The 22,780-nt window shown below is 42.0% G+C and carries 27 protein-coding genes and 1 tRNA gene; 16 read left to right on the forward strand and 12 right to left on the reverse strand.

What is annotated here, in order from left to right; all coding sequences use genetic code 11:
- Positions 1 to 3 precede the first annotated feature (3 nt).
- On the forward strand, positions 4 to 171 hold the full coding sequence (locus K217_RS07720) for a hypothetical protein (RefSeq protein ID WP_155991111.1): 168 nt from the start codon (positions 4 to 6) through the stop codon (positions 169 to 171).
- Here K217_RS07720 and K217_RS0103160 read toward each other — a convergent pair.
- A complete protein-coding gene (locus tag K217_RS0103160) occupies positions 151 to 708 on the reverse strand; it encodes a CDP-alcohol phosphatidyltransferase family protein (protein ID WP_231476986.1) in 558 nt (185 codons plus the stop codon). The genes K217_RS07720 and K217_RS0103160 overlap by 21 nt on opposite strands.
- 87 nt (positions 709 to 795) lie before the next feature.
- On the opposite strand from K217_RS0103160, the gene groES reads away from it, so the two are divergent.
- On the forward strand, positions 796 to 1,089 hold the full coding sequence (gene groES / locus K217_RS0103165) for a co-chaperone GroES (RefSeq protein ID WP_029551683.1): 294 nt from the start codon (positions 796 to 798) through the stop codon (positions 1,087 to 1,089).
- Positions 1,090 to 1,113: 24 nt separating this feature from the next.
- Entirely contained in the window at positions 1,114 to 2,754 is a 1,641-nt protein-coding gene (groL, locus tag K217_RS0103170) for a chaperonin GroEL (protein ID WP_029551684.1), read from the forward strand.
- A 14-nt stretch (positions 2,755 to 2,768) separates the two neighbouring features.
- On the opposite strand, the gene K217_RS0103175 is transcribed toward groL, so the two are convergent.
- Positions 2,769 to 3,587: a MotE family protein gene (locus K217_RS0103175; protein WP_029551685.1), complete on the reverse strand. Its 819-nt coding sequence runs from the start codon at positions 3,585 to 3,587 to the stop codon at positions 2,769 to 2,771.
- Positions 3,574 to 4,098 (reverse strand): hypoxanthine phosphoribosyltransferase, encoded by a 525-nt coding sequence (gene hpt, locus K217_RS0103180; protein ID WP_038028087.1) that lies wholly within the window; start codon positions 4,096 to 4,098, stop codon positions 3,574 to 3,576. The genes K217_RS0103175 and hpt overlap by 14 nt, the downstream gene beginning before the upstream one ends.
- A 21-nt stretch (positions 4,099 to 4,119) precedes the next feature.
- On the opposite strand from hpt, the gene K217_RS0103185 reads away from it, so the two are divergent.
- From K217_RS0103185 to K217_RS0103205, 5 genes are all read left to right on the forward strand, one after another.
- The gene (locus K217_RS0103185; RefSeq protein WP_029551687.1) at positions 4,120 to 5,649 is read left to right on the forward strand and encodes an AAA family ATPase; all 1,530 of its coding nucleotides are present in this window, start codon (positions 4,120 to 4,122) and stop codon (positions 5,647 to 5,649) included.
- A complete protein-coding gene (locus K217_RS0103190; RefSeq protein WP_029551688.1) occupies positions 5,642 to 6,316 on the forward strand; it encodes an N-glycosylase/DNA lyase in 675 nt (224 codons plus the stop codon). The genes K217_RS0103185 and K217_RS0103190 overlap by 8 nt, the downstream gene beginning before the upstream one ends.
- On the forward strand, positions 6,316 to 6,897 hold the full coding sequence (gene plsY / locus K217_RS0103195; protein WP_029551689.1) for a glycerol-3-phosphate 1-O-acyltransferase PlsY: 582 nt from the start codon (positions 6,316 to 6,318) through the stop codon (positions 6,895 to 6,897). Before K217_RS0103190 ends, plsY begins: the two co-directional genes overlap by 1 nt.
- On the forward strand, positions 6,894 to 8,330 hold the full coding sequence (locus tag K217_RS0103200) for an ArnT family glycosyltransferase (protein ID WP_029551690.1): 1,437 nt from the start codon (positions 6,894 to 6,896) through the stop codon (positions 8,328 to 8,330). Before plsY ends, K217_RS0103200 begins: the two co-directional genes overlap by 4 nt.
- A gap of 136 nt (positions 8,331 to 8,466) precedes the next feature.
- Positions 8,467 to 9,159, forward strand: a complete 693-nt coding sequence (locus tag K217_RS0103205) for a hypothetical protein (RefSeq protein WP_155991112.1) — start codon at positions 8,467 to 8,469, stop codon at positions 9,157 to 9,159.
- On the opposite strand, the gene recG is transcribed toward K217_RS0103205, so the two are convergent.
- Positions 9,147 to 11,507, reverse strand: a complete 2,361-nt coding sequence (gene recG, locus K217_RS0103210; RefSeq protein ID WP_231476987.1) for an ATP-dependent DNA helicase RecG — start codon at positions 11,505 to 11,507, stop codon at positions 9,147 to 9,149. The genes K217_RS0103205 and recG overlap by 13 nt on opposite strands.
- Positions 11,508 to 11,550: 43 nt before the next feature.
- On the opposite strand from recG, the gene K217_RS0103215 reads away from it, so the two are divergent.
- Entirely contained in the window at positions 11,551 to 11,829 is a 279-nt protein-coding gene (locus K217_RS0103215; RefSeq protein WP_029551693.1) for a flagellar biosynthesis anti-sigma factor FlgM, read from the forward strand.
- Positions 11,830 to 11,833: 4 nt separating this feature from the next.
- Here K217_RS0103215 and K217_RS0103220 read toward each other — a convergent pair whose 3' ends face one another.
- The gene (locus tag K217_RS0103220; protein WP_029551694.1) at positions 11,834 to 12,097 is read right to left on the reverse strand and encodes a rod-binding protein; all 264 of its coding nucleotides are present in this window, start codon (positions 12,095 to 12,097) and stop codon (positions 11,834 to 11,836) included.
- A gap of 58 nt (positions 12,098 to 12,155) precedes the next feature.
- Here K217_RS0103220 and K217_RS0103225 point away from each other — a divergent pair, with 58 nt between their 5' ends.
- The 3 genes from K217_RS0103225 to K217_RS0103235 all read left to right on the forward strand — a co-directional run bounded on the left by K217_RS0103225 (position 12,156) and on the right by K217_RS0103235 (position 14,923).
- The gene (locus K217_RS0103225; RefSeq protein WP_052178064.1) at positions 12,156 to 13,028 is read left to right on the forward strand and encodes a polyprenyl synthetase family protein; all 873 of its coding nucleotides are present in this window, start codon (positions 12,156 to 12,158) and stop codon (positions 13,026 to 13,028) included.
- A gap of 124 nt (positions 13,029 to 13,152) precedes the next feature.
- On the forward strand, positions 13,153 to 13,362 hold the full coding sequence (locus K217_RS0103230; RefSeq protein ID WP_029551696.1) for a cold-shock protein: 210 nt from the start codon (positions 13,153 to 13,155) through the stop codon (positions 13,360 to 13,362).
- Positions 13,363 to 13,408: 46 nt separating this feature from the next.
- On the forward strand, positions 13,409 to 14,923 hold the full coding sequence (locus K217_RS0103235; RefSeq protein WP_029551697.1) for a tRNA nucleotidyltransferase/poly(A) polymerase-related protein: 1,515 nt from the start codon (positions 13,409 to 13,411) through the stop codon (positions 14,921 to 14,923).
- Here the strand turns inward: K217_RS0103235 and K217_RS0103240 are convergent.
- Together K217_RS0103240 and K217_RS0103245 are read right to left on the reverse strand one after the other, a co-directional pair.
- Positions 14,915 to 15,385: a murein hydrolase activator EnvC family protein gene (locus K217_RS0103240; RefSeq protein WP_052178066.1), complete on the reverse strand. Its 471-nt coding sequence runs from the start codon at positions 15,383 to 15,385 to the stop codon at positions 14,915 to 14,917. The two genes, K217_RS0103235 and K217_RS0103240, sit on opposite strands and share 9 nt — an antisense overlap.
- Positions 15,348 to 16,874 carry a bifunctional ADP-dependent NAD(P)H-hydrate dehydratase/NAD(P)H-hydrate epimerase gene (locus tag K217_RS0103245; RefSeq protein WP_029551699.1) on the reverse strand — a complete coding sequence of 509 codons (1,527 nt, stop codon included), beginning with the start codon at positions 16,872 to 16,874 and terminating at the stop codon, positions 15,348 to 15,350. The genes K217_RS0103240 and K217_RS0103245 overlap by 38 nt, the downstream gene beginning before the upstream one ends.
- A gap of 180 nt (positions 16,875 to 17,054) precedes the next feature.
- Here K217_RS0103245 and atpA point away from each other — a divergent pair, with 180 nt between their 5' ends.
- The 4 genes from atpA to K217_RS0103265 all read left to right on the forward strand — a co-directional run bounded on the left by atpA (position 17,055) and on the right by K217_RS0103265 (position 20,171).
- Positions 17,055 to 18,566, forward strand: coding sequence for a F0F1 ATP synthase subunit alpha (gene atpA / locus K217_RS0103250; RefSeq protein WP_029551700.1), 1,512 nt, complete (start codon positions 17,055 to 17,057; stop codon positions 18,564 to 18,566).
- Positions 18,563 to 19,354, forward strand: a complete 792-nt coding sequence (locus K217_RS0103255; RefSeq protein ID WP_029551701.1) for a DUF72 domain-containing protein — start codon at positions 18,563 to 18,565, stop codon at positions 19,352 to 19,354. The genes atpA and K217_RS0103255 overlap by 4 nt, the downstream gene beginning before the upstream one ends.
- Positions 19,354 to 20,085 (forward strand): aminotransferase class IV, encoded by a 732-nt coding sequence (locus tag K217_RS0103260; RefSeq protein WP_052178068.1) that lies wholly within the window; start codon positions 19,354 to 19,356, stop codon positions 20,083 to 20,085. Before K217_RS0103255 ends, K217_RS0103260 begins: the two co-directional genes overlap by 1 nt.
- Positions 20,086 to 20,099: 14 nt before the next feature.
- Positions 20,100 to 20,171, forward strand: a tRNA-Ile gene (locus K217_RS0103265).
- Positions 20,172 to 20,173: 2 nt separating this feature from the next.
- On the opposite strand, the gene K217_RS0103270 is transcribed toward K217_RS0103265, so the two are convergent.
- The 5 genes from K217_RS0103270 to sucD all read right to left on the reverse strand — a co-directional run bounded on the left by K217_RS0103270 (position 20,174) and on the right by sucD (position 22,748).
- Positions 20,174 to 20,650 carry a YqaA family protein gene (locus K217_RS0103270; protein ID WP_029551703.1) on the reverse strand — a complete coding sequence of 159 codons (477 nt, stop codon included), beginning with the start codon at positions 20,648 to 20,650 and terminating at the stop codon, positions 20,174 to 20,176.
- A complete protein-coding gene (locus K217_RS0103275; protein ID WP_029551704.1) occupies positions 20,647 to 21,408 on the reverse strand; it encodes an MBL fold metallo-hydrolase in 762 nt (253 codons plus the stop codon). Before K217_RS0103275 ends, K217_RS0103270 begins: the two co-directional genes overlap by 4 nt.
- Positions 21,401 to 21,616: a ferredoxin gene (locus K217_RS0103280; RefSeq protein ID WP_029551705.1), complete on the reverse strand. Its 216-nt coding sequence runs from the start codon at positions 21,614 to 21,616 to the stop codon at positions 21,401 to 21,403. Before K217_RS0103280 ends, K217_RS0103275 begins: the two co-directional genes overlap by 8 nt.
- Positions 21,580 to 21,798, reverse strand: coding sequence for a ferredoxin (locus K217_RS0103285; protein ID WP_029551706.1), 219 nt, complete (start codon positions 21,796 to 21,798; stop codon positions 21,580 to 21,582). Before K217_RS0103285 ends, K217_RS0103280 begins: the two co-directional genes overlap by 37 nt.
- 68 nt (positions 21,799 to 21,866) lie before the next feature.
- A complete protein-coding gene (sucD, locus tag K217_RS0103290; protein WP_029551707.1) occupies positions 21,867 to 22,748 on the reverse strand; it encodes a succinate--CoA ligase subunit alpha in 882 nt (293 codons plus the stop codon).
- Positions 22,749 to 22,780 lie beyond the last annotated feature (32 nt).

The following is a 22,780-nucleotide window of genomic DNA, read 5'->3' on the forward strand; positions in this document are numbered from 1 at the left end:
GCTATGAGAAAAATAACGGTAAAAGATAGAAAAGTGGCGGAAAAATTGGAGAACAGACTTATAAGGAGGGGTTTGGTGGTAGCTGTTTGTGGAAGAGGGGAAAAGTCGCCGATGATAAATAAAGCTCACGTGCTAATAGAGATAAAGGAGTCAGAGTCTAAGGAACTTTGAGGTATAATCTAAGGCAGAAACGTAGGCAAGGAATACTGCAAGCCAAAGGGAAAGTTCGCTCAACGGACTTGCGAGTGCAAGAAAAACTAAAGTTAAAAACTCAATTACAGTCTTTGCCTTTCCTAAGTAAGACGCTGGCATGGAGTAGCCTCTTTCCACAGAAAGGCTCCTCAAAAAGGATATGTATAGCTCTCTTATGAGCAAAAGCACAAAGGCGTATGGAGAAACTTTCTGAAGGTATAAGTAAGCAGAAAAACAAGATAGAACAAAAACCTTATCCACAAAAGGGTCAAGCAAAATACCAAGCTTGCTAACTTCTTTCTTTCTTCTGGCAATATCCCCATCCAGCCAATCGCTTAATGCTCCTATCACAATGCTGATCAAAGTTAACACGTTGTGCTGATTTAGGATCAAATAGACCACTGGGAAGGTAAGGAAAAGTCTAAACAAGGTTATGTAGTTAGCCATAATCAAGTTAAAAGTATAATGCTTTTTAAAGGCTATGCGTATATGTAGCATAAAATATGAGTTATTCATACTAAACTTTTTCTATAAAACCTCTTGACAAAGAGAACGGATGCTAATATAATATTCCTTAGAAAATTCCGGACGGAGGTGGTAGGTATGGCTAAACTGAGACCCTTATACGACAAAATAGTAGTTAAACGTCAAGAAGAACAAGAACAAAGAACTGCCTCTGGGATAATAATCCCAGACACCGCCAAAGAAAAACCTCAAATTGGTGAAGTGGTGGCGGTGGGAGAAGGCAAACTTTTGAACAACGGTCAAATAGTCTCCCCAAAAGTAAAGGTGGGAGACAAGATAATCTTTAACAAGTATGCAGGTACGGAAGTAGAGTTGGATGGAGAAAAATACTTAATCATGTCTGAGGACGAAGTCCTCGCCATTATTGAATAAAAAAAACTTTAAGGAGGTGAAACCATGGCAGCAAAGAAGGTTGTTTATGGAGAGGAGGCAAGAGCTAAACTAAAGGCTGGAGTTGATAAGCTTGCCAATGCAGTGAAAGTCACCCTTGGACCTAAGGGGAGAGAAGTTATCATAGAGAAAAAGTGGGGAAGCCCCTTAGTAACCAAAGACGGTGTAACAGTAGCCAAAGAAATAGAGTTGAAAGATCCATATGAAAATATGGGTGCTCAGCTTGTAAAGGAAGTCGCCTCCAAAACCGCTGATGTGGCAGGAGACGGAACAACCACCGCTACTGTTTTGGCACAGGCAATATTTACAGAAGGTCTAAAAGCCATAGCCTCTGGAGCAAATCCAATGGACCTAAAGAGGGGTATAGACAAAGCGGTGGAGGTAGTAATTGAAGAAATAAAGAAGATGTCTATACCTGTATCCGGTAGGAAAGAGATAGAACAGGTAGCAACTGTATCTGCCAACAACGATCCTACCATAGGTAAGATCATAGCGGATGCTATGGAAGCAGTAGGGAAGGAAGGGGTCATAACTGTAGAGGAGTCTAAGACAGCGGAAACAACCTTAGAAACAGTCCAAGGAATGCAATTTGACAGAGGTTATCTCTCTCCATACTTTATAACCAACCCAGATAAAATGGAAGTGGTCTTAGAAGAACCTTACATACTTATCTACGAAAAGAAGATCTCCAATGTAAAGGACTTACTGCCTATCCTTGAGCAAGTAGTAAGGGCTGGAAAACCATTGCTTGTCATAGCGGAAGATGTGGAAGCAGAAGCCTTAGCTACCTTAGTGGTAAACCACATCAAAGGAGTAATAAGGGCATGCGCAGTCAAAGCTCCAGGTTTTGGACAAAGAAGGAAGGACTACTTGCAAGATATAGCCATACTCACTGGTGGAACTGCCATAACTGAAGAGCTTGGTATTAAGCTTGAAAGCGTAACTCTTGATATGCTCGGAAGGGCAGACAAAGTGGTAGTGGATAAGGACAATACTACCATAATAGGTGGTAAAGGTTCCAAAGAAGCCATCAATGCCAGAATAGAACAGATAAGAAAGCAGATAGTGGAAACCACATCGGACTACGATAGGGAAAAGCTTCAAGAAAGATTGGCTAAATTGGCTGGTGGTGTTGCAATAATAAGGGTAGGTGCTGCTACAGAGGCAGAAATGAAGGAAAAGAAGGCAAGAGTTGAGGACGCAGTCCATGCTACAAAGGCAGCAGTAGAAGAAGGAATAGTTCCGGGTGGTGGTGTAGCTCTGGTGAGAGGCTCAGAAGCCTTGGAAAACCTCAAGTTGGACAATCCAGATCAACAGATAGGTGTGGATATTGTCAAAAAGGCTTGCAGAGTTCCTCTCAGGCAGATAGCAATGAATGCTGGTTTTGAGGGATACGTCGTATTGGAAAAGGTGCTTGCGTTGGGTAAAGAAAAGGGTAAGAACTACGGATTTGACGCAGCAGCTGGAGAATACAAAGATATGGTGGAAGCAGGAATTATAGACCCAACAAAGGTGGTAAGAACCGCTCTTATGAACGCCGCATCTGCCGCAAGCGTTATGCTAACTGCAGAAGCTTTGATTGCGGAAATCCCAGAGGATAAGAAGGAAAAAGTGCCCGCTTCCTCCGAAATGCCGGAGCTTGACTGAAAAAATCGGGCCCTTTACGGGGCCCTTTTTATTTTTTCTTTTTTGTTTGCCATTATTTGAGATACTTCTGCAGCCTTCTTAGGATCCATGGCAGAAAGTATGTCTGCAGCTTGTCTTTCCCTTAATCTGAGAAGGATCTCTGCTGCTAAATTAGGATCCATGTTGTTCATTATGGCTCCTGCTTCGTCAGTATCCACTTTGTTGAATATAGCTACCAACTTTTGAAAATCTGAAGGAACCTCTTCCTTTTTTGGTTCAGCTTGCCTTAACTCTTCCAGTTTCTTTCTTTCCTCTTCCAGTTTTCTTAGCTTTTCCTCCAACTTCTTGGAAACGATCTGTAGTTCTTTATCTACACTGCTTTCCTTTCTTTCTTTTAGCTTTTTTTGAATTGCGCTTTGTGCACTTGCGAGGACTGGAACTAAAATCAGAAGGACCAAAAACTTTTTTATTAGATAGAAGAAGTTTAATCTGAGCATTTCAGATAAGTTTTCCTTCCGCCTAAGTTCATGCTCTAACCTAAGCTTTACCGCCTCCACCCCTTTTATTTCTTTGTATACCGACCTTAACTTTTCCTGTTTGGAAGTTCTTTTTTGTTTGAGAACAGCCAGTTTATGTTCTAAATCTTTCTTTTTAGCCAACAGGATCCTAAACTCTGTAAGCTTTTCAAAGGAAAAATCATCTTTTATACTCTGGTTTAACTCATCCATTTTTGTTTCAATGGCTTTTATCTCGCTTTCAACCGCACGGATCTGCCTTTCAATTTCCTCTATTTCCTTTGCATTAACCTTTTTCTCCCACTCTTTAACTTTCAGAACGTTTTTAATCCACCGCATAAATACCCCTCAAACTTCTCCCCTCTTCGTCCCAATCCAGACCATAGCCCACAAAAAATTTGTTCGGAACCTCAAAACCTACATAATCAACCTTTACATCTACCTTCCTTCTTTCCTTTTTATCCAAAAGCACGCACACTTTAAGCACCGATGGACCCTTCCTCTGTATAAACTCAATAACCTCCTTTAAGGTATGGCCCGTATCCAGTATGTCATCCACTAACAATACCTTTTCTCCTCGTATATCCATAGTAATATCCTGAACTATCCTCACACTCCCGGAGGATTCCTGCGAAGAACCGTAGCTTGATACCCACATGAAATCCACCTTTACGGGAACAGAAAACTCCCTTATGAGGTCTGCGGTAAATACGAAAGAACCTTTCAGCAAAGATACTACGGTAAAGTTTTTTCCCATATCCCTTTCTATTTCCTTTGCTAAAGCTCTTACCCTCTCCTTTATTTTTTCTTCCGGTATAACCAAATGGATGGGCTTTCCTTTTATTTGCATGGGTTTAATTTTATCACTTTGATGTTGCTCAGGCTTAGTATAGAGAAGTTTTTTCTTATTGAAGGTCAGGAACTAAATTTTGACAGAGGTCTTAATGTGATAACTGGAGAAACGGGCACAGGCAAGTCTATGACGGTATCCACCCTCCTGTTCCTTTTAGGACAGCAGGGAGATTATCCGGAAGGAACTGCGGTGGAGTTGGAGCTACTTATAGACGGGGAAGAATATGTGCTAAGGCGGGAGATAAAAAACGGCAGAAGCAGGTTCTATCTGAACGGAATAGGAAGCACACAAAAGGTGGTCAAAGACATACTACTTAAAACGTTGATCTTTCAGGGACAGAATGACAGGCTAAGGATCCTAAGAAGGGACTTTCAAAGGGACGTCTTTGACGAAACAGTTGGATGCTATTACACAAGGAAGAAGTTTGAAGATCTTTACCGTCGGTTGGAGGAAGTAAGCAAAGAGATAGAGCATATCCTGAGCTTGGAAAAGGAAAGGGAAGTAAGGATTAGGGTAATAGAGGAAGAGCTAAAAGACATTGAAAAGATAGGATGGTCTGAAGAGGACTATGTTGATGCTTGCCGGACTGTGGAAAGATACGCAGAAGCGGAAAAGAAAAACGAGCTATGCTCAAAAGGTGTGTATCACATAGACAACTCTTTGATTCCATCAATTAAAAGCCTTGCAAAACTGCTTGGTGAGCTTGGATTAGAGCAGGAAAGATTAAGCGTCCTTAGAATGCAAGAGGAACTCTTTAACATAAGAAGACGTCTTTCAGACCTATACGAAAACTGGGATGTGGAACACATAAACCAACTTAACGAGAAGATATTCTTGGTACAGAGGCTGGAAAAAAGATACAGCAGAAAATACGGAGAGGTTCTCGAAATGGCCCAAAAGCTAAAGGAGGAGTTGGAAAGGCTAAGAAGGATTGAAACAAACTTAGAGAGCTTGCAAAGTCTAAGGAAGAGCTTAGAACAAGAACTGAGGGCTTTAGGAAAGGAGCTAAGCATCAAAAGAAAGCAGGGAAAGGAAAAGTTCGTTAATTTGGTATTGGAAAACTTAAAAGATCTGGGGTTAGAGGAGGCATTTTTTGACGTGGTTTTTGAAGAGCAGGAAGGAAGGTTTGGCTTTGAGGATGTAAAGTTTGTGTTTTCTTCTTACGGTGGAGAGCTTAAGGACTTAGGGCAGGTAGCCTCCGGCGGTGAAATATCAAGAATAGCCTTAAGCCTTTTTTTGCTGTCACCTGTGAAGGGAACCTATCTGCTGGATGAGATAGACGTGGGGGTAAGCGGAGAGACCTCTCTGAAAGTGGCTAAGTTCTTGAAAAGGTTGTCTTCTAAAATGCAAGTGATTGCAATAACGCACTCGCCTGCCTTAGCTTCCGCTGCAGACAAACACTTCAAAACTTACAGAATAAAAGGTAAGGTGTTTATAAAAGAACTAAAGGAGGACAGGATAGAGGAGATTGCAAGGTTGATGGGTATTGTGAATAATCAAACTATAAAAGGTGCTATGGATCTTATCAGAGAGGTTAGCAATGTTTGAGGATGTTCTTTTGGCAAAAGAAAAGGTAGGAACCTTTGTAAAGAGGCGCCTGGAGGAGTTTAAAAACCTTGGAACTTTTGGAAAAACCACCTTTGACTTTAGGCCCTTTTTGGATGTGAAGTATGAAGCGGACATTTTCTCTGAGCTTTGCTTTTGCATACTTACAGCCAACTCTTCTGCCACTATCGGCATAAAGGCTCAGAAAGAAATAGGCATTGAAGGGTTCAAGAGTATGAGCGTGGAGGAAATAACCTATGTTCTTTCTTCTTTGGGACACCGTTTTGCACAGCAGAGGGCAGAAAGAATAGTAAAAGCAAGGGATAACTTTCACAAAACCTTAGAGCTTCTCAAAGCTGGCGGAGAACCCTCTACCCTTAGAGACCTTCTAAGCGATACTTGTTCAAAGTACAAGGTGGAAGGATTTGGAATGAAAGAAGCATCCCACTTTTTGAGAAACATAGGATACGATAATATATCTATCGTGGATAGGCATATATTCAGGTTTTTGAAAGAAAAAGGGCTAATTCCGGATTACAAAACCATGACGAGGAAAATATACCTTCAGGCGGAGGAAGCCTTGAAAGGCATAGCGGAAAAGTTGGGCCTTAGCTTAGCAGAGCTTGACCTTTACGTATTCTATTTAAAAACAGGAAAGGTGTTGAAGTAATGGATAATATACTGCTTATACTATTTGCCTACCTGCTTGGTTCTGTTCTCTTTGGAGAACTGCTTGCAAAGAGCAAGGGTATAGACCTTAGGTCTGTGGGCAGTGGAAACGTAGGTGCTACGAACGTAAGTAGAGCCTTAGGGAAAAAGTATGGTGTGCTTGTGTTCTTTCTTGACTTTTCTAAAGGACTATTCCCGGTAGTGCTATCAAGGATTTACTTTGGAGATGAAAGCTGGACTACAGTCTTTGTAGGCATAGCTGCCTTTTTGGGACACCTTTATCCCTTCTTTCACAACTTCAGGGGAGGCAAAGGTGTTGCCACTGCCTTTGGTGTGTTGGTGGGTGTTTCACCAACCATAGCCATTCTCTCCTTTTTAGTGTGGCTTTTGATTTTCAAATTAAAAGGCTATGTTTCCTTAGCTTCCTTAGGTGCTTCCCTTTTTGCCCTTGTCCTTTCAATTTTTACGCTTTCTCAAAAACTCATCCTTATGTTTCTTTTTATCACACTTTTGATAATTTACAGACACAAAGACAACATAAGAAGACTTTTAGAAGGGACCGAGCTTGGCTTTAAGCGATGAAGTTTGTTCTTCTGTTTAACATTGCCCTTTTGATCTTTCGCATCCTATACGTCCTTTATTATCCGATGGACCTTACACCGGAAGAAGCTCAGTATTGGGACTGGTCAAGACATTTGGACCTTAGCTATTATTCCAAACCTCCTATGGTAGCATACCTAAACTATTTTAGCTCCTCTATCTTAGGACACACCGAATTGGCGGTTAGAATCGTTCCCATCCTTCTCTCTTTTGCCCTTACCCTTTTTACCTATTTTTTTGCCAAAAGACTTTTTGACGAGAGGGTGGGAATAATATCCGCCACCCTTCCGCAGATGTCTGTTGGCTTTTCCATAAACTCCATTCTGATGACTACCGACGCACCTTTTATATTCTTTTGGGCTCTTAGTTTGATAGTCCTTTGGTTCTCCGTTGAATATGGAAAAACTATCCATTGGATTTTACTTGGTATCCTTTCGGGATTTGCCTTTTTAAGCAAATACACCGCAGTTTTTCTACTTCCTTTGGGAATTTTTTATACTTTTCTTTACAGAAAAGAGCTATTCAAAGAAAAAAAACCTTACCTTAGTATTGCTATTGCCTTTTTGATGAGCCTGCCTGTTTTGTATTGGAATTACAAACACGAGTTTGTATCGCTTAAGCACGTTTCTACGCTGGCAACCAAAGGTGCTTCAACTATTAACCCAAACCATCTTTTGGAATTTTGGGGAGGTCAGATTCTCTTGGTTTCAGTAATACCTTTCTTTTTTATCCTGAAAGGTTGGCTTTTTGGATGGAAGGAAAAGGCTTTGGTTTTTTTGACAGTATTCTCTTTGCCTGTGTTTGTGTTTTTTCTGATTATGGCCTTTGTAAAGCGTGTGGAGGCAAACTGGCCCGGCTTTGCCTACTTTTCCGGTTTTCTGATAGCCAGCTATTATCTTTCCAAAAGTAGGCTTTTATATCCTACATACCTTTTTAGCTTTTGTCTTTTTATATTACTGCACTTTAGCCCCATTCTTGACAAAATAGGATTTAGCAAACTTGTACCACCACAGAAAGATCCGGTAAAGATAGGCATAGGCTGGGAAGCCTTGGGTAAAGAGGTTAGCAAACTTTACAGAGGGGATGAAATAGTCCTAAGTCCCTTTTATCAGATCTCTGCAGAGCTTGCCTTTTACGTAAAGGGAAATCCAAGAACTTACTGCATAAACTTGGGAAGGCGCATGAATCAATACGACCTTTGGCGTGATGGAATGAGGGAGTACGTAGGAAAGGATGGCATATACGTTAGCTATTTTCCCATTGACCAAAGGGTGCTAAAGGGTTTTGACGGTATAATAGATTACAGGGTTTTTCCCGTATATTGGAGAGGGAAGAAAATAAGGGAGTTCCACATATACAAGTTGAAAAGCTATAACGGTAACATAGAGGAGGAGGACATGTTTCAGAGCTATTAGATTTTTAATCTCTCTTTATATTTTCGGCTTTTTTTATTACCACCTTACTCCTATCTCGTATTTTCATCACATAAGCTATTCCATTTACAGGCCTGTGCCTTCACCTTACGAAAAGCCATGCAGGGTAGTTTTTGGAGTGAAAAGTGCGCTGGATGGAGGAGTGGGTCAGCCCCTTCGGTTGGAAAAGTTTTTGGAAGAAAGAGCCTTAGCATACTCTGTAGGTCATGCTATCAACTACTCAAAACGTATAAGACAAGGAAAAGTTCCTGATGGATACGGATACGCAGAGATTGGGATGTTTAAACTACTTCTTTACTTTCTTTTTGAATACGCTCCTAAGAAACTTATTTTTGCAGTGCCCCAAGACTACTACGGATTATTGGAACCAAAGGAATGCAAGCCCATACTTTCGGACTTACCTGTGCTTATTTCCACACCCATAGGTGAGTTTCCAAGCTATTCCTTTATCTTGGGAAGGAGGTGGAACCTTGCCTATCCAAGCTGTGAAAGGATGATGAGCTATGTTCCTGTAATAGACGGAGAAGTAAATTTTATAGTCTATAGTCCTCCCAATCTCTATCCGCCTGCAAACGTTAGCCTTTCGGAAGCAACCTTAAGTGTAAGAACTAATCGTAAGAAAACTTTGATAGAGGTTTACAAAGACGGTAAGCTATGGAGAGTTTACGATCAGCCTTTTTTGACGATCCACCTAAGGGAAAAGGGCAACTACGAGCTAAGGATTTACTACTATAAGACTAAGATCTTTAATCTGTATTTTGGACTGAGGTTTGGATCATGCACTTCTGGTATAACCATTCAGGCTATGTAAGAAAGGTCTATTCTGTCAGCGTATCTATAAAGCAATACTTTTTTTAGGTCCTCGTGTTCTTTTAGTTCAGGATCCTTCCTTAGTAGCTCTTCTGCGTCCTGTTTGCAGAGTTCAAGAAGGTACCTATCCCTTTCCCTTTGAAGGTTCGCAACCCAAAAGCCAAAGTATCCCGATTGGGACTCACCGAGCAGTTCTCCCGGACCTCTTAGCCTTAGGTCCTCCTCTGCTATCTTAAACCCATCGTTAGTTTGCACCAAAACCCTCAACCTTCTTAGAGCTTCTTTATCGTAACGTATTTGATCTGGTACCACCAAGAAACAGTAGGACTGTAGTCCAGACCTACCTACTCTACCCCTTAGCTGATGTAACTGAGATAGTCCAAACCTGTGGGCGGACTCCACAACCATAACCGTAGCGCTGGGTATATCCACACCCACCTCCACAACCGTGGTAGAAACAAGAATGTCTCCATCTTCTCTAAATTCTTCCATCACCCTCTTTTTTTCTTCGTCCTTTAGCTTACCGTGGAGCAAAAGCACCTTCCTGTTGGGAAAAAGAGACACCCACTTTTTATACTCTTCCACCGCAGACTTTAGCTCTAACTTTTCCGACGAGTCTATAAGGGGATATATAACGTAAGCTTTGTTGCCCTTCTCAAGTTCTGAGCTTATTGCTTTTATAACCTTTTCAAATTCAGACTCAAAGAAAAGCTTGGTTATAATTGGCTTTCTTCCCTGAGGCATCTGATCCAGTATGGATATGTCTAAGTCTCCATAAAGCGAAAGGGCTAAGGTTCTTGGGATAGGTGTGGCGGACATTACCAAAAAGTGTGGGAATACGCTCTCTGACTTTTCAAGAAGGAGTTTTCTTTGCATAACTCCAAACCTGTGCTGTTCATCTACCACCGCAAAAGCCAAATTTTTGAACCTTACCTTTTGCTGTATTAGGGCATGGGTGCCCACAACGACGTGTATGTGCCCGTCCCTTACATGACGCAACAAGCTCATTTTTTGCGAAGGGCTTACAGAAGAGGTTAGAAGACCGACCTTAACACCAAGGGGTTCCAAAAGTTTTTTGAAGTTTTCGTAGTGCTGGTATGCCAGTATTTCTGTGGGAACCATTACCGCAGACTGATAGCCCTCTTTAAAAAACATATAACACACCGCCATAGCAACTACCGTTTTACCACTACCTACGTCTCCCTGAAGTAGCCTGTTCATAGGCTTTCCTTGGTTTATGTCGTTTATTATCTCCTTAAGCACCCTCATCTGAGCTTGGGTTGGCTCAAAAGGCAAGACACCTAAAAACTCCCTTAGACTCTCCTCTGCACGGTTAAGTTTTACAGCACTTAGGGACTTTATTTCTCTTTTCTTCAACTGAAGTGCTAACTGAAAAAGAAGCAGATCTTCGTAGATAAGTCTGTGGTGTGCTGGAGTGTCAAAGGCATACAGCTCATTGCTAGCTTCGGTTGGGTTGTGCAAAAAGTAAAGGCTCTCTGGTAGTTTTGGCAGTTTGTGTTTTTCCAACAGCTCTTTTGGTAAATACTCTGGAAGATATTTTACGTATTCCAAAAGCTTTTGCATGGCTTGTCTTACCTTTCTGTGTCTTGTTTTTGCAGAAAGGCTTTGGGAGTCCTTTGTCCTTATGTTGTAAAATGGGATTATCCTTCCCGCTTCTTCTTCCTTTATTATTTCCGGATGGACCATATATTTTTCCTGCTTATACTCCATAAGCTTTCCGAAAACTATTATCTGCATGCCTTTTTTGAACCTAAGCAAAACAGACCTGTTTTTGAACTTATACTTCAAAGTTAGATAGCCTGTCCCATCTTCACACCTGACCGTTATAGGGTAGTTTCCCAAAGGATCATACTCCGCATCAACTATCCTTACCTTGAGGGCTACCGCCTTTCCCGGCAGAGCGGTTTTTATAGAGGTGTTTAGCCTTCTGTCTTCATACCTTACTGGAACAAACCAAAAGGCAGAAAAGAGGTCTTTTATGCCCAAAGACTCTATGAGTCTTTTTTCCTTTGGATCCAAAACTTTCAACTTGTCTATTTCTACGAAAAACTTTTCTAAGGGCTTTTTGGGATAAAAGTCAAAGTTTATCTGAAGTTCAGCATGCTCTATCTTTAGAGCATGCTCTATCTCGTTCAGTATGACTATCCTTTTGGGAAGTGGCATGGTATCAAATCTCTTTAAAAGCTCTAAATGAGCCTCAGAAAGCCTGTCCTTTAGAAGGTTAAAAAGATACAAACCAACCCCAAGGCTCCTTTTAAGCTTAAGATAGTCGTTCTGCTTGAGCTCTTCTATGAGCTTTTTAGCCTTCTGTAAGTTCTCCACACTCATCGCTTAAAATTTTTGTAGAAAATACGATAATATATTAAAAGCTATGATTAACAGAGTAGATATACAAAAGCTCGTAGATGCGATCCTAAGCCAAGAGAAAACAACCAGAGAAAAACCCACGCTGCAGGGAAAGATCAAGGAAGTTCAAACAGAGGGTGTCAAGGTAGAGCTATCCGAAATTGCAAGAGAAAAGATGAACTTGTCCGAATTGGAAAAAAAGATCTCTGAAATAAAGTCTATGTTAGAAAAAAACGAATACAGAGTAGATCCTGAAAAGATATTTGAAGGTCTCAGCAAGTATTTGAGTATCTTTGAAAAATAAAAGTCTAAGGTTTATCGTTTAGATTGCCGAGTATGAACTGCGCTATGCCTATTCCACCACTTTGGGCTAAGTGCCTGCTTAAGTTTTCCAAAAAAAGATCATAGTATATCTGCTGTTGAAAACCTTTCCCTTTAGTTAAAGATCTAAATCCTTCCTTTAGCAGTTCTTTAATGAAAATGCTTTCAAATTCTTGAGCAAGCTTTTTCTTGTCTTTGGTGTAATCCTGAAGGTAATTCAAAGACGGTGGAAGGTAAATTTTCAGGTCCATAAACCAAAATTTTAATATAATTTACAAAGTGTTGAAGTTGGATAAGCTAAATAATTTAATGCTTGATTACCTGGACCCAGAAGTTAAGCTTGTGCTGGATATTGGGAAATATACCTTAGAAGCAGGGGGAAAGAGGATAAGACCCATGCTTATGATGGAAGTTTGTAGGATGTTCAAGGGTAACTGTGAAAGCATTCTTCCCTTGGCTGTGGGAATAGAATACATACACACCGCTTCTTTGCTGCACGATGATGTGGTAGATGGGGCTCTTACCAGAAGGGGGAAACCTTCCGCCAACCTTATTTTTGGCAATCAGGCGGTTGTGCTAGGTGGAGACTACTTTTACGCAAAGGCTCTTTGGCTTTATGCAGTTTACGGCAATCTAAAGGCTGTGGAGCTCGTCAGCAGGGCGGTTATGCATATGTCCCAATCACAGATTCTTGAGCTTAGCTCCATAGGTAAAATAATCTCAGAAGAGGAATACTTTAAGATCATAGATGGGAAGACTGGCGCTCTGTTTTCTGCAAGTATGGGAGTTGGTGCCCTAATGGCAGGAAGCCCTTTTTATGAAGACTTCTACAAAATAGGCCTAAAGGTAGGAAGAGCCTTTCAGCTTATAGACGACGCTTTGGATTATGTCGGTTCAGAAGATAGACTTGGCAAACCCGCCGGCAACGACTTGAAGGAAGGAAAATGCACCTATCCACTCATCTCTGTTATAGATCAGCTTGACGAAGAGTGGGTTTTGGAAAGGTTTGGAAAGGAAAGAAGGGAAGAACTAAGGCAAAAGGTTATAGAACTTGGAGGAGTAGAAAACACAAAAAGGAGAGCATGGCAGGAAATAGAGCAAGCTATAGAATACATATCCAAGTTTGAAAACAGTTCAAATCTTGTGGAGCTTTTAGAAAGCGTCGTCAAAAGGGATTATTAAACAAAGTTGCAATTTTTGTAGTTTGGAATATAATTTACTCAACAGAGTTGTTCTATAGAAGGGAGGGCGCCTAACCTTCTGTAGTTCCGCTCTGATAAAACTTTTTTAGGAGGTTTTTAGCACCATGACGTTAAGAGGCACAGTAAAGTGGTTCAGCAAGGACAAAGGTTATGGGTTTATAACCCGCGATGACAATCAGGGAGATGTGTTTGTGCATTTTTCCGCTATACAGCAAAAGGGTTTTAAAACCCTTCAAAAGGGTCAAAAGGTAGAGTTTGAGGTAGAGCAGGACGTCAAAGGTCCAAGAGCCAAAAACGTAAGAGTTATTTATTGATGCGCCACAGCCCCTTCGGGGGTTTAAAAAAATATACTATATTCTTATGGAGCATATTCTATTTCAGAAAAACATAAAGCATACTGCCCATGGTCTGAACTTTTATCTTTCTTACTTTGACGACATAGCAAAGGTATTGCCAAGAGACTGTTATTGTTTTGTGGTTGGTGGTTGGGTAAGGGACCGCATCCTTGGAGAACCGGTAGGTTATAAAATAGACGTGGATTTGCTCTTGACCTGCGATCCACTAAAAGTTGCCCGTGAGTTTGCAAACCTTGTGGGAGGCTCTTACTTTGAGTTTGAAAAAAAGGGACTCCTCCGAAGACCCAGCATAGCTACCGTAATACTGAAGCTTCCGCCTTACAAATACCGCTTTGACTTTGCCCAAATAAAGGGAAAGGACATAGAAAAGGCCCTTGTGGAGGACTTGCTATCGAGAGACTTTACCGCTAACGCTATGGCTGTTAGCATAGACGACGTGCTTAGCATAGGTGCAAAGCAAACCATAATCTACGATCCAGCCCACGGCATAGAAGACTTAGAAAGTGGTATTCTAAGGCCTGTGTCTTTAAAAAATTTAGAAGAGGATCCAGTTAGAATTCTTCGTGGCTTTAGGCTTAGCGTAGAGAAGGACTTGGAGCTTTCAGAAGAGTTTCTGGACTTTGTCAAAGAGAAATCACACTTAATAAGGCGTGCGCCTGTGGAAAGGGTAACCTTGGAGCTTCTAAAGATCTTCAGACACAAAAGAAGCGGAAAGGTAATAAGAATGCTTTACGAATACGGTGTGCTTCAACACATAATCCCAGAGGTGGAAAGATGGGAAGAGATAAAGGATCAGGGAAATCATCACAAGTATTCTCTCAGGGAACACATGCTGAGGGTCATGGAATCTGTGGATCAGGTGGTAGAAGAAAGGGAAAAGTATTTACCTGTAGAGTTGTTAAAAGATGTGGGGCAAAAGGAGTTTTTGGGTGAATTCTCAGACTTGGAGCTTCTTAAAATATCCGCTTTGCTTCATGATATAGCCAAACCTCACACCTTTGAGGTCAGAGAAGGGAAAATAACCTTTTACAACCACGACAAACTCGGCTCGCAAATTGCAATGGAAATAGGCAAAAGGCTAAAGCTTGGGGAGGATGCGATTAAGTTCGTATGCTCAATAGTAGAGAATCATCTAAGGCCCTTTTATCTGAGAGAATCTCTAAGAAAAGGAGAACTTACAGACAGAGGAAGGGCTAAATTCTGGAGAGACTGTGGAGAAATAGCTCCTTGGCTTTTTCTCCATGCGATCGCAGATGCTTTTGGTAGTGGGGACACAGAAGAAGAGATAAACTGGCTGTTAAGGACAATTCATGATCTGAGCGAGTTTAGAAGAAAAACCCTTGAAAGCATACCTACAAAATCCTTGCTATCTGGAGAAGAAATTATGAACCTTTTGAACATAGGTCCGGGCCCAAAGGTAGGGGAAGTAAAGAAAGCCTTAGAAAAGGCTCAATGGGAAGGTTTGGTAAAAACCAAAGAAGACGCAATAAAGTTTGTAAAGGAAAACTTTTCACCTTGAGAACTCAAAATTTATGGGCGATCCATCCTGAAGCCTTAGCTCAAAGCCTATACCACAGTTTTCTCTATCCCTTCCCACCCTTCCCAAAACCTGAGCCTTCTTGACCATTTCCCCTTTCTTTACAAAAAGATTACCTGCCTTAGTATATACCGCTATATATCCGTTTTCTTGTTCCACCATAACCACCAAACCATGGCTTTTCAGATCGTCCCCCGCATAAAGGACCTTTCCGTTTTCCAATGCCCTAAAGAATTCACCGCAGGCAGTTTTTATAAAGTATCCCCTTTCAGACTTTGTGGGTGTGCCCTTTACTGGCATAGGAACTACTACAGGTTGTTCTTTTGGCTTTACAGCTTCCTGAGGTTTAGGCGTGTATTTTGGAGCAGTGGGTTTTTTGTCCCTTATTTCTATCTGAACGCAGGAACTAATAAAGATAAACAAAAGGAAGACCATAGGAACCATTTTCCAGCATCCTGTAGGCTTCTGGTAGGTGTTCTACCAAGTCAAGAGCTTTAACGCTTTCTGTGTGTCTGTATTTTTCAGCTATCTCCCCTGCTAAACCATGGAGAAAAACGCCAAGCCTTAGGGCATAGCTAACCTCAAAACCTCTTCCCAAAAGGGCTACCAAAATACCAGAAAGCACGTCCCCTACCCCACCCTTTGCCATAGCGGGTGTTCCTCTGGTGGAAAGAAAAACCTTTCCTTCTGGACAGGCAATGGCGGTTCTTGAAGACTTTAAAACCACATAACAGTTGTAATTAACCGCAAACTCCAAAGCGGTGTCCATAAGATTAAAGACTATTTCCTCTTTGTTTAAGCCAGAAAGCCTTTCAAACTCTCCCACATGAGGCGTAAGTATGGTAGGACCTTCTCTGTCTTTCAGAACACCAACCTTTCCACTGTCCGCTAAGTTGTTTATGGCGTCCGCATCCAACAGAATGGGTTTTTTCCAGTTTTTCAAAAGCTCAAGTATGAGCTTCTGTCCTTCTTCGTATCTTCCCATTCCCATACCAACTCCCAGCGCGCTGAACCTGTCCTGCTCTGCAAGTATAAAGTCGCAAGCCTTAGGGGATAGGAACTTTTTCCCTGGTAAGGGAATACTCATCTCTTCCACAAGGGAAGTTTCAAATATGTGGTTTAAGCCTTCTGGAACACCTACGCTAACCAAACCCGCTCCAGCCCTTGTGCTTGCTTTTGCGCTCATTATAATTGCCCCAGTTTTGCCCACGCTTGAGCCTACCAAAAGCACGTGTCCAGCTTTGCCTTTGTGAATATCCACCTCCCTTTTTGGCGCCTCAACTCTTAAGATCACTTCCCTATTTACGTGTTCTACAAACTCATTTGGAATTCCGATGTGGGCTATGTAAAGTTCCCCGCACCTTTTGGAGGCAGGATGCAAAAGGTGACAAACCTTTGGAAACTGAAAGGTAACGGTGATGTTTGCCCTAACACTCGGTGTATAAATTTTTCCGCTGTCTGCGGAAAGTCCGGAGGGTATATCTATGGAAAGAATGGGCGTTTTTGTCCTCTCTAAGGCTTCTATTGCTGTCTTGGCTGGACCTTCTACGGGAGGTTGAAAGCCCGTTCCAAAGATGGCATCCACTATAAGCTGGTAGTTTTCCAAAGGGGGAAGCTCTTTTAGAGGTTCAAGCCCTAAGTTTTTGAGAATTTTTAGCTGAAATTCTGCGTCCGCCTTTACCTCCCCAAAGACCAAAAAAACATCTACTTTGTAGCCCCAAAGCAGAAGGTGTCTTGCACAAGCCAAACCATCTCCCCCGTTGTTTCCCTTTCCTGCAACAACCAAAATTTTTGTATCCTGCCCAAACCTTTCTCTGATAACCCTTGCTACGCTCAAAGAGGCATTCTCCATGAGCACTAAGGATGGTATGCCCAACCCCTCTATGGTTTTCCTGTCCGCAAGGATCATCTCTTCCGCTTTAAGGATTTTCACATTTAAAATAATACACTATACATCGGGTGAGAAATTAACCAAACATAGCTTTCTCTGAAACCGCTATAGCCAATGGTATTACCCATAAAGGTAAGCCAAAGGCATTATACCTTTCCTCGCTTAAGGTAACATGTAGTTTATGATTATAATATTACTCTAAAGTTTGTAGGAGGTAATGTTATGGCAACCATAAGCTACGAAGAAGCTTTGCAGATGCTTAAAGAACAGCTAAAGGGCTTAGAGGAATCTGTAAAAATGGAAGAGGTGGGGGTAGTCTATTACGTAGGTGATGGTGTAGCAAGGGCATACGGATTGGACAACGTAATGGCAAACGAGGTGGTTGAGTTTGAAGGTGGTACGTTAGGTTTGGCTTTCAACTTAGAAGAGGATAACGTGGGTCTGATTGTGCTCGGCAGTGAAAGCAATATAAGGGAAGGATCTTTGGTAAGAAGAACAGGTAGAATTCTTGATGCGCCAGTAGGTGAAGGCCTTATTGGTAGGGTTATAGACCCACTTGGAAATCCCTTAGATGGAAAAGGTCCGTTGCAGTATGAATACAGGTCTCCTGTAGAAAAGATCGCTCCCGGTGTGGTAAAGCGTAAATCTGTGCATGAGCCACTGCAAACGGGCATTAAGGCAATAGATGCTATGATTCCCATTGGAAGGGGTCAAAGGGAGCTGATTATAGGAGACCGCTCTACTGGTAAAACTACCATATGTATAGATACTATTCTCAACCAAAAAGACACGGATGTTTATTGCATATACGTTGCCATAGGGCAAAAGAGATCAACCACAGCACGGATTATAGAACTGCTTGAAAAAAGCGGAGCGATGGAATATACATGTGTGGTAGTCGCTTCTGCCACAGACCCAGCATCTTTGCAATACTTGGCTCCCTTTGTGGGATGCACCATAGGTGAGTATTTCAGGGACAACGGAAAGCATGCACTTATAATTTACGATGACCTTTCAAAGCATGCAGAAGCTTACAGACAACTATCTTTGCTTATGAGAAGACCTCCGGGAAGGGAAGCGTATCCTGGAGACGTTTTCTATCTTCATTCAAGGCTTTTGGAAAGGGCTGCCAAGCTCAACGACGAGCTAGGGGCAGGATCTTTGACTGCTCTTCCAATAATAGAAACTAAGGCTGGAGACGTAGCCGCATACATTCCTACAAACGTTATATCCATCACAGATGGGCAGATATACTTAGAGCCTGACCTGTTTAACAAAGGTATAAGACCTGCCATAAACGTAGGTCTTTCTGTTTCGCGTGTGGGTGGTGCGGCACAGATAAAGGCTATGAAACAGGTAGCGGGATCTCTTAGGCTGGAGTTAGCTCAGTTTAGGGAGCTGGAAGCCTTCGTGCAGTTTGCCTCTGAACTTGACAAAGCAACCCAGCAGACCATCAACAGAGGACTGAGGCTTGTAGAGCTTCTAAAGCAAGAGCCATACAATCCCATACCTGTGGAAAAGCAAATAGTAGCCATATATGCGGGGACCAATGGATACTTGGATGACCTACCTGTGGAAGCGGTTAGGAAGTTTGAAAAACAACTATACACATACCTTGATAAACAAAGACCCGATATCCTAAAAGAGATAAAAGAAAAGAAGGCCCTTGATGATGAGCTCAAAAAGAAAATAGACGAAGCGCTCAAGGACTTTAAGTCTAAATTCACACCTTGAAGGTTTATGTAGGATGTAGTGGTTTTTACTACAGAGACTGGGTGGGGGTCTTTTACCCACCCAACTTAAAAAGGCAGGAGTGGATAAGGTATTATGAGAAGTTCTTTAACGTATTGGAGCTTAACTCTTCCTTTTACAGATTTCCGGATAGAAGTAGTATAAAAAGTTTGCTGGAAAGGACAAGCAAGCTCAGGTTCTCTGTAAAGGCTCATCAAGTTTTTACCCACAGAAGGAACTTTTCTTCGGAAGACGTAAAAAAGTTCGTCTATTCCATAGAGCCCATAATTCAGAAAGAAAGGCTTATAGCCATACTCTTTCAATTTCCGCACAACTTTGGTTATTCTACAGAAAGTCTTGAGCACCTGAAAAAGATTTCTAAGGGATTCTCTGGTGTGGATAAGGTGGTAGAGGTAAGAAACAAAAGCTTTAGGAGGGCTGACTTTTACCAGTTTTTGGAAGAAAATGGTTTTTCCTTAGTGAATAGCGATGCGCCGAAAGATAAGAGGTTTTTGGTGGGACCTTGGGTGGGAATTGGGGCAATAAACTACGTCAGACTTCACGGAAAAGACCCAGAAAACCTCTATGACTATCTTTACTCTTTGGAAGAGCTGAGAAAGATTAAAAGTAAAATAAAAGAGTTGGGAGATAGGGAGACCTACATATTTTTTAACAACACTGCAAAGGCTAAGGCAGTGCTAAACGCCCTTCAAACTAAGCTTTTGTTTGGAATTGATGTGGAAATTCCGGAAAGCTTACAAAGAGCCTTTGAAGAAAGGGAGTGGGAATGATGAACCGCACCCTACTTTATGGAGAGGGGCTTTTTGAAACGATGAAACTGCCCATATCGGAAAAAAGGCTTAGACTGCACTACGAAAGGTTAAAAAGCTCTGCAGAGTTTTTTGGCATACCCTGTCCAAGCTACGAAGAGTTTAAAAAGGATTGCACGATAGAGGTAAAAGAGCAAACTTACCTCAAGTTTTGCCTGATAGCCAAAGGGGAAAGCTATTATGGCGGAAAGGCTAACGATTATGGAAAGCTTATTTTGGTCAAAAGGTTCAAACCTTTAAACGGGTCCGTCAAACTAAATATTTCTCCCTACAGAAGACACTCTGCGGACCCCACTTGCAGACACAAGACAACGAACTACCTTTTTAACGTGGTAGTAAAAAGGCAAGCTATGGAGGAAGGTTTTTACGATGGGATTATAGTAAATGAGCGGGATGAGGTATGTGAAACCTCTTCTGCTAACCTTTTGTTCCTTAAGGGAAACACTCTTTACACACCAGCTAAGGAAAGTGGAATACTTGAAGGCACTACCTTGAGGATTTTGAAGGAATTTATGGATGTTAAGGAGGAACGCATAAAGGTTGAAAGGCTAAAAGATTTTGAGGGTGCTTTTATAGTTAATGCCTTGATAGACTGCTTACCGGTTGAGATTGAAGGATTTGGCTTAAGGATTCTGAAGGACGTGTCTTTGGAGATAAAAAAAGTTATTGAAAGGTTCGGAGTTGAGTTATAATTATAAATAGTAAAGGGTGCGTAGCTCAATGGCAGAGCGGGCGGCTCATAACCGCCCGGTTGGGGGTTCGAGTCCTCCCGCACCCACTTTAGTTCAAAAACCTACCAAGCACATCTCCAAAGAACACAAAAACTCCAATCCTTATAGCACGTGCCAAAATGCTGGCTACTATAAAAGCCAAAAAGGGCATGTTAAAAATACCTGCCAGCCAGCACACCAACTTGTAAGGCTCTCCCAAAAGGACTGCAAAAAATCCATACCTGTTAAAAAGCGCCTCTCCCTTTGTGTATAGCCTCTCTTTAAAAAGCCTTTTTACAAAGCTCTCTCCCAAAAGCTTGGCTAAAAAGAATGCCACAATTGCACCTAAGATATTTCCCAAAAAGGCTACGAGACCTGCGGTATAGGGGTTTAGCTTAAAAAGTGGAGCGGTAGCTACAAAGGGATAAGGAGGCACCGGCTGGATTATGGACTCGGTAAAGGAAAGAACGAATAAAGCGGTATAGCCATGAGATAACACAAAGCTTTCTGCCCAAGCCTTAAGCTCTGGGAAAAACTTCTCTATCAAAGCTCCACCTCCATCCCATCGTAAGCGCATATGGTTTCCACGCCTGTTTCTTTTGTAACTTCCACCGCTATGTCTTCTAAGCTGTAGTTCAAAAGCACTTCGTATCCAAAGTGGGTAAGTATGGCGTGCTTGGGCTTTAGATGGGAAAGGATTTTTTTAGCGTCCTGAACGGTAAGGTGTTCTATGTATTTTTTCTTTTCGTAAAGGGTGGTGTTTATTATGATGAGGTCCAAGTTTTTGGGATAGACTTCAAGCATTCTGTCCTCATAAAGTGCGCAGGAAACGTATAAAATCCTCCTGTTGTATAAAATGGCGTAGGTTTCTGTGTGGTGATGTTTGTGTTTCATAACAGCCTTTATGCTCAAGCCTTTGTATTCGTATTCTTTCCCTTCTTCTAAAATAAATTCCTTTGCGATCCTCTCCCTTCTGATAAAAGGCAGAACTACTCTGTTTTCTCCTTCAAGGGCAGACAGGGGAGCAAAAAGGACTAAATCTCTTTTTTTCCCCCCATCGGTGGCAGATTCAATTACTGAGTTGATGTCCGAAGAGTGGTCCAAGTGTATGTGGGATAAAACTACACAGTCTAAGTTTCTTGGGTCAAATCCCATATCATGCAAATAAACAAAGGCTCCAGGACCAGGGTCTGTGTGGATCCAGAGGTCAGAAAGCCTCAGAAGAAAACCACCAGACCGCCGGATGCGTCTGAAAACGCTTGCCCTCCCGCCCGCAGTGCCTACGAATATCAGTTTATCACTCAAGGATTATGGAACCGCTGGGGCAGTCCTGCGCTATTTGAAAGACTCTTTCTATGAGACTTTCAGTTATAACCTTTGCATATACTATGGGAATACCGTCTCCTCTGTCTGAGAATACCTCTGGCAATTCTTCGTAGCAAAGCCTGCAGGCGGTGCAGGTATCTATGTCAATCTTTATGCTTCCTCTGTAATTATGGACCCACTGGGGCATTCGTCTGTGACCTCTTTTACCTCTTGCTCAAGCTCTGGGGGAACTACCATCCAACCATCTGGACCAGGGGATACCACTTCTGCGATTCCATCCCCTCTGTTTTTGTATACCTCTGGCACTCTATCGTAGCAAAGCTCACAGGATGTGCAGGTGTCTGGGTCTACTTTAGTCTTCAAAGCCATACTCTAACCTCCTAAAAGTTTTGAATTGCATAAATTATATCATATTTAGAAAATAAATATGTCTTTAATCATATAACTCCCAGTGTTTCTGCCACTGTTTTACCTATAAACGCTGGGTTTTCTATAACATATACACCAGCATCTTTTAATGCAGACATCTTTGCCTGAGCTGTTCCCTTTCCTCCGGTGATTATTGCTCCTGCGTGTCCCATCCTTCTGCCCGGAGGTGCGGTTATACCCGCTATGTATGCAAAGACAGGTTTTTTGACGTTTTCCTTTATGTATTCTGCCGCTTCCTCTTCTGCAGTTCCTCCGATCTCTCCAATCATAAGTATGGCTTGAGTTTCTGGGTCCTGATTGAACATAGCTATAACGTCTTTGTGGGATAGTCCATGCACTGGGTCTCCTCCTATGCCTACTGCGGTGGATTGTCCAAGTCCGTAGCGCGTAAGCTGATAGGACGCTTCATAAGTTAGGGTGCCACTTCTGGAAACAATCCCAATGTTTCCTCTCTTGAAAATATGCCCTGGCATTATACCTACTTTTGCCTCTCCGGGGGTGATAACTCCAGGACAGTTGGGACCTATGAGCTTTGCGTTGGGATAGTTTCTGATCATGTAGTGTTTTACCTTCAGCATATCCCTTACTGGGATACCTTCTGTGATGCAGACTATAAGCTCTATGCCCGCATCTAAGGCTTCCACTATGGCATCCGCCGCAAAGGCAGGTGGGACGAATATAAGAGAGCAGTTAGCTCCTGTTTCTTTAACCGCTTCTTCTACAGTATTGAAAACTGGTATATCCTCTACAGTTTGCCCACCCTTTCCGGGAGTAACTCCAGCAACAACCTGCGTGCCATAGGCTTTACACTGCAAAGCATGAAAGGACCCTTCCTTTCCAGTAATACCCTGAACCACAACCTTGGTATCCTTCCCCACAAGTATTGCCATACCAACCCCCCATAAAAGAGTGTAAAAGATTA

Source organism: Thermocrinis jamiesonii (genome assembly GCF_000702425.1).
Lineage (GTDB): Bacteria > Aquificota > Aquificia > Aquificales > Aquificaceae > Thermocrinis > Thermocrinis jamiesonii.

Bases quoted from the DNA above. Each gene is read 5' to 3' on its own strand.
- K217_RS0103200 (WP_029551690.1), top strand. From the start codon at position 6,894: ATGAAGTTTGTTCTTCTGTTTAACATTGCCCTTTTGATCTTTCGCATC.
- K217_RS0103175 (WP_029551685.1), bottom strand. From the start codon at position 3,587: ATGCGGTGGATTAAAAACGTTCTGAAAGTTAAAGAGTGGGAGAAAAAG.
- K217_RS0103215 (WP_029551693.1), top strand. From the start codon at position 11,551: ATGATTAACAGAGTAGATATACAAAAGCTCGTAGATGCGATCCTAAGC.
- K217_RS07720 (WP_155991111.1), top strand. From the start codon at position 4: ATGAGAAAAATAACGGTAAAAGATAGAAAAGTGGCGGAAAAATTGGAG.
- groL (WP_029551684.1), top strand. From the start codon at position 1,114: ATGGCAGCAAAGAAGGTTGTTTATGGAGAGGAGGCAAGAGCTAAACTA.
- K217_RS0103260 (WP_052178068.1), top strand. From the start codon at position 19,354: ATGAACCGCACCCTACTTTATGGAGAGGGGCTTTTTGAAACGATGAAA.
- recG (WP_231476987.1), bottom strand. From the start codon at position 11,507: ATGAGTGTGGAGAACTTACAGAAGGCTAAAAAGCTCATAGAAGAGCTC.
- K217_RS0103240 (WP_052178066.1), bottom strand. From the start codon at position 15,385: ATGGTTCCTATGGTCTTCCTTTTGTTTATCTTTATTAGTTCCTGCGTT.
- hpt (WP_038028087.1), bottom strand. From the start codon at position 4,098: ATGCAAATAAAAGGAAAGCCCATCCATTTGGTTATACCGGAAGAAAAA.
- K217_RS0103225 (WP_052178064.1), top strand. From the start codon at position 12,156: ATGCTTGATTACCTGGACCCAGAAGTTAAGCTTGTGCTGGATATTGGG.
- K217_RS0103280 (WP_029551705.1), bottom strand. From the start codon at position 21,616: ATGCCCCAGTGGGTCCATAATTACAGAGGAAGCATAAAGATTGACATA.
- groES (WP_029551683.1), top strand. From the start codon at position 796: ATGGCTAAACTGAGACCCTTATACGACAAAATAGTAGTTAAACGTCAA.
- sucD (WP_029551707.1), bottom strand. From the start codon at position 22,748: ATGGCAATACTTGTGGGGAAGGATACCAAGGTTGTGGTTCAGGGTATT.
- K217_RS0103190 (WP_029551688.1), top strand. From the start codon at position 5,642: ATGTTTGAGGATGTTCTTTTGGCAAAAGAAAAGGTAGGAACCTTTGTA.
- K217_RS0103185 (WP_029551687.1), top strand. From the start codon at position 4,120: ATGTTGCTCAGGCTTAGTATAGAGAAGTTTTTTCTTATTGAAGGTCAG.
- K217_RS0103220 (WP_029551694.1), bottom strand. From the start codon at position 12,097: ATGGACCTGAAAATTTACCTTCCACCGTCTTTGAATTACCTTCAGGAT.
- K217_RS0103160 (WP_231476986.1), bottom strand. From the start codon at position 708: ATGAATAACTCATATTTTATGCTACATATACGCATAGCCTTTAAAAAG.
- atpA (WP_029551700.1), top strand. From the start codon at position 17,055: ATGGCAACCATAAGCTACGAAGAAGCTTTGCAGATGCTTAAAGAACAG.
- K217_RS0103235 (WP_029551697.1), top strand. From the start codon at position 13,409: ATGGAGCATATTCTATTTCAGAAAAACATAAAGCATACTGCCCATGGT.
- plsY (WP_029551689.1), top strand. From the start codon at position 6,316: ATGGATAATATACTGCTTATACTATTTGCCTACCTGCTTGGTTCTGTT.
- K217_RS0103285 (WP_029551706.1), bottom strand. From the start codon at position 21,798: ATGGCTTTGAAGACTAAAGTAGACCCAGACACCTGCACATCCTGTGAG.
- K217_RS0103230 (WP_029551696.1), top strand. From the start codon at position 13,153: ATGACGTTAAGAGGCACAGTAAAGTGGTTCAGCAAGGACAAAGGTTAT.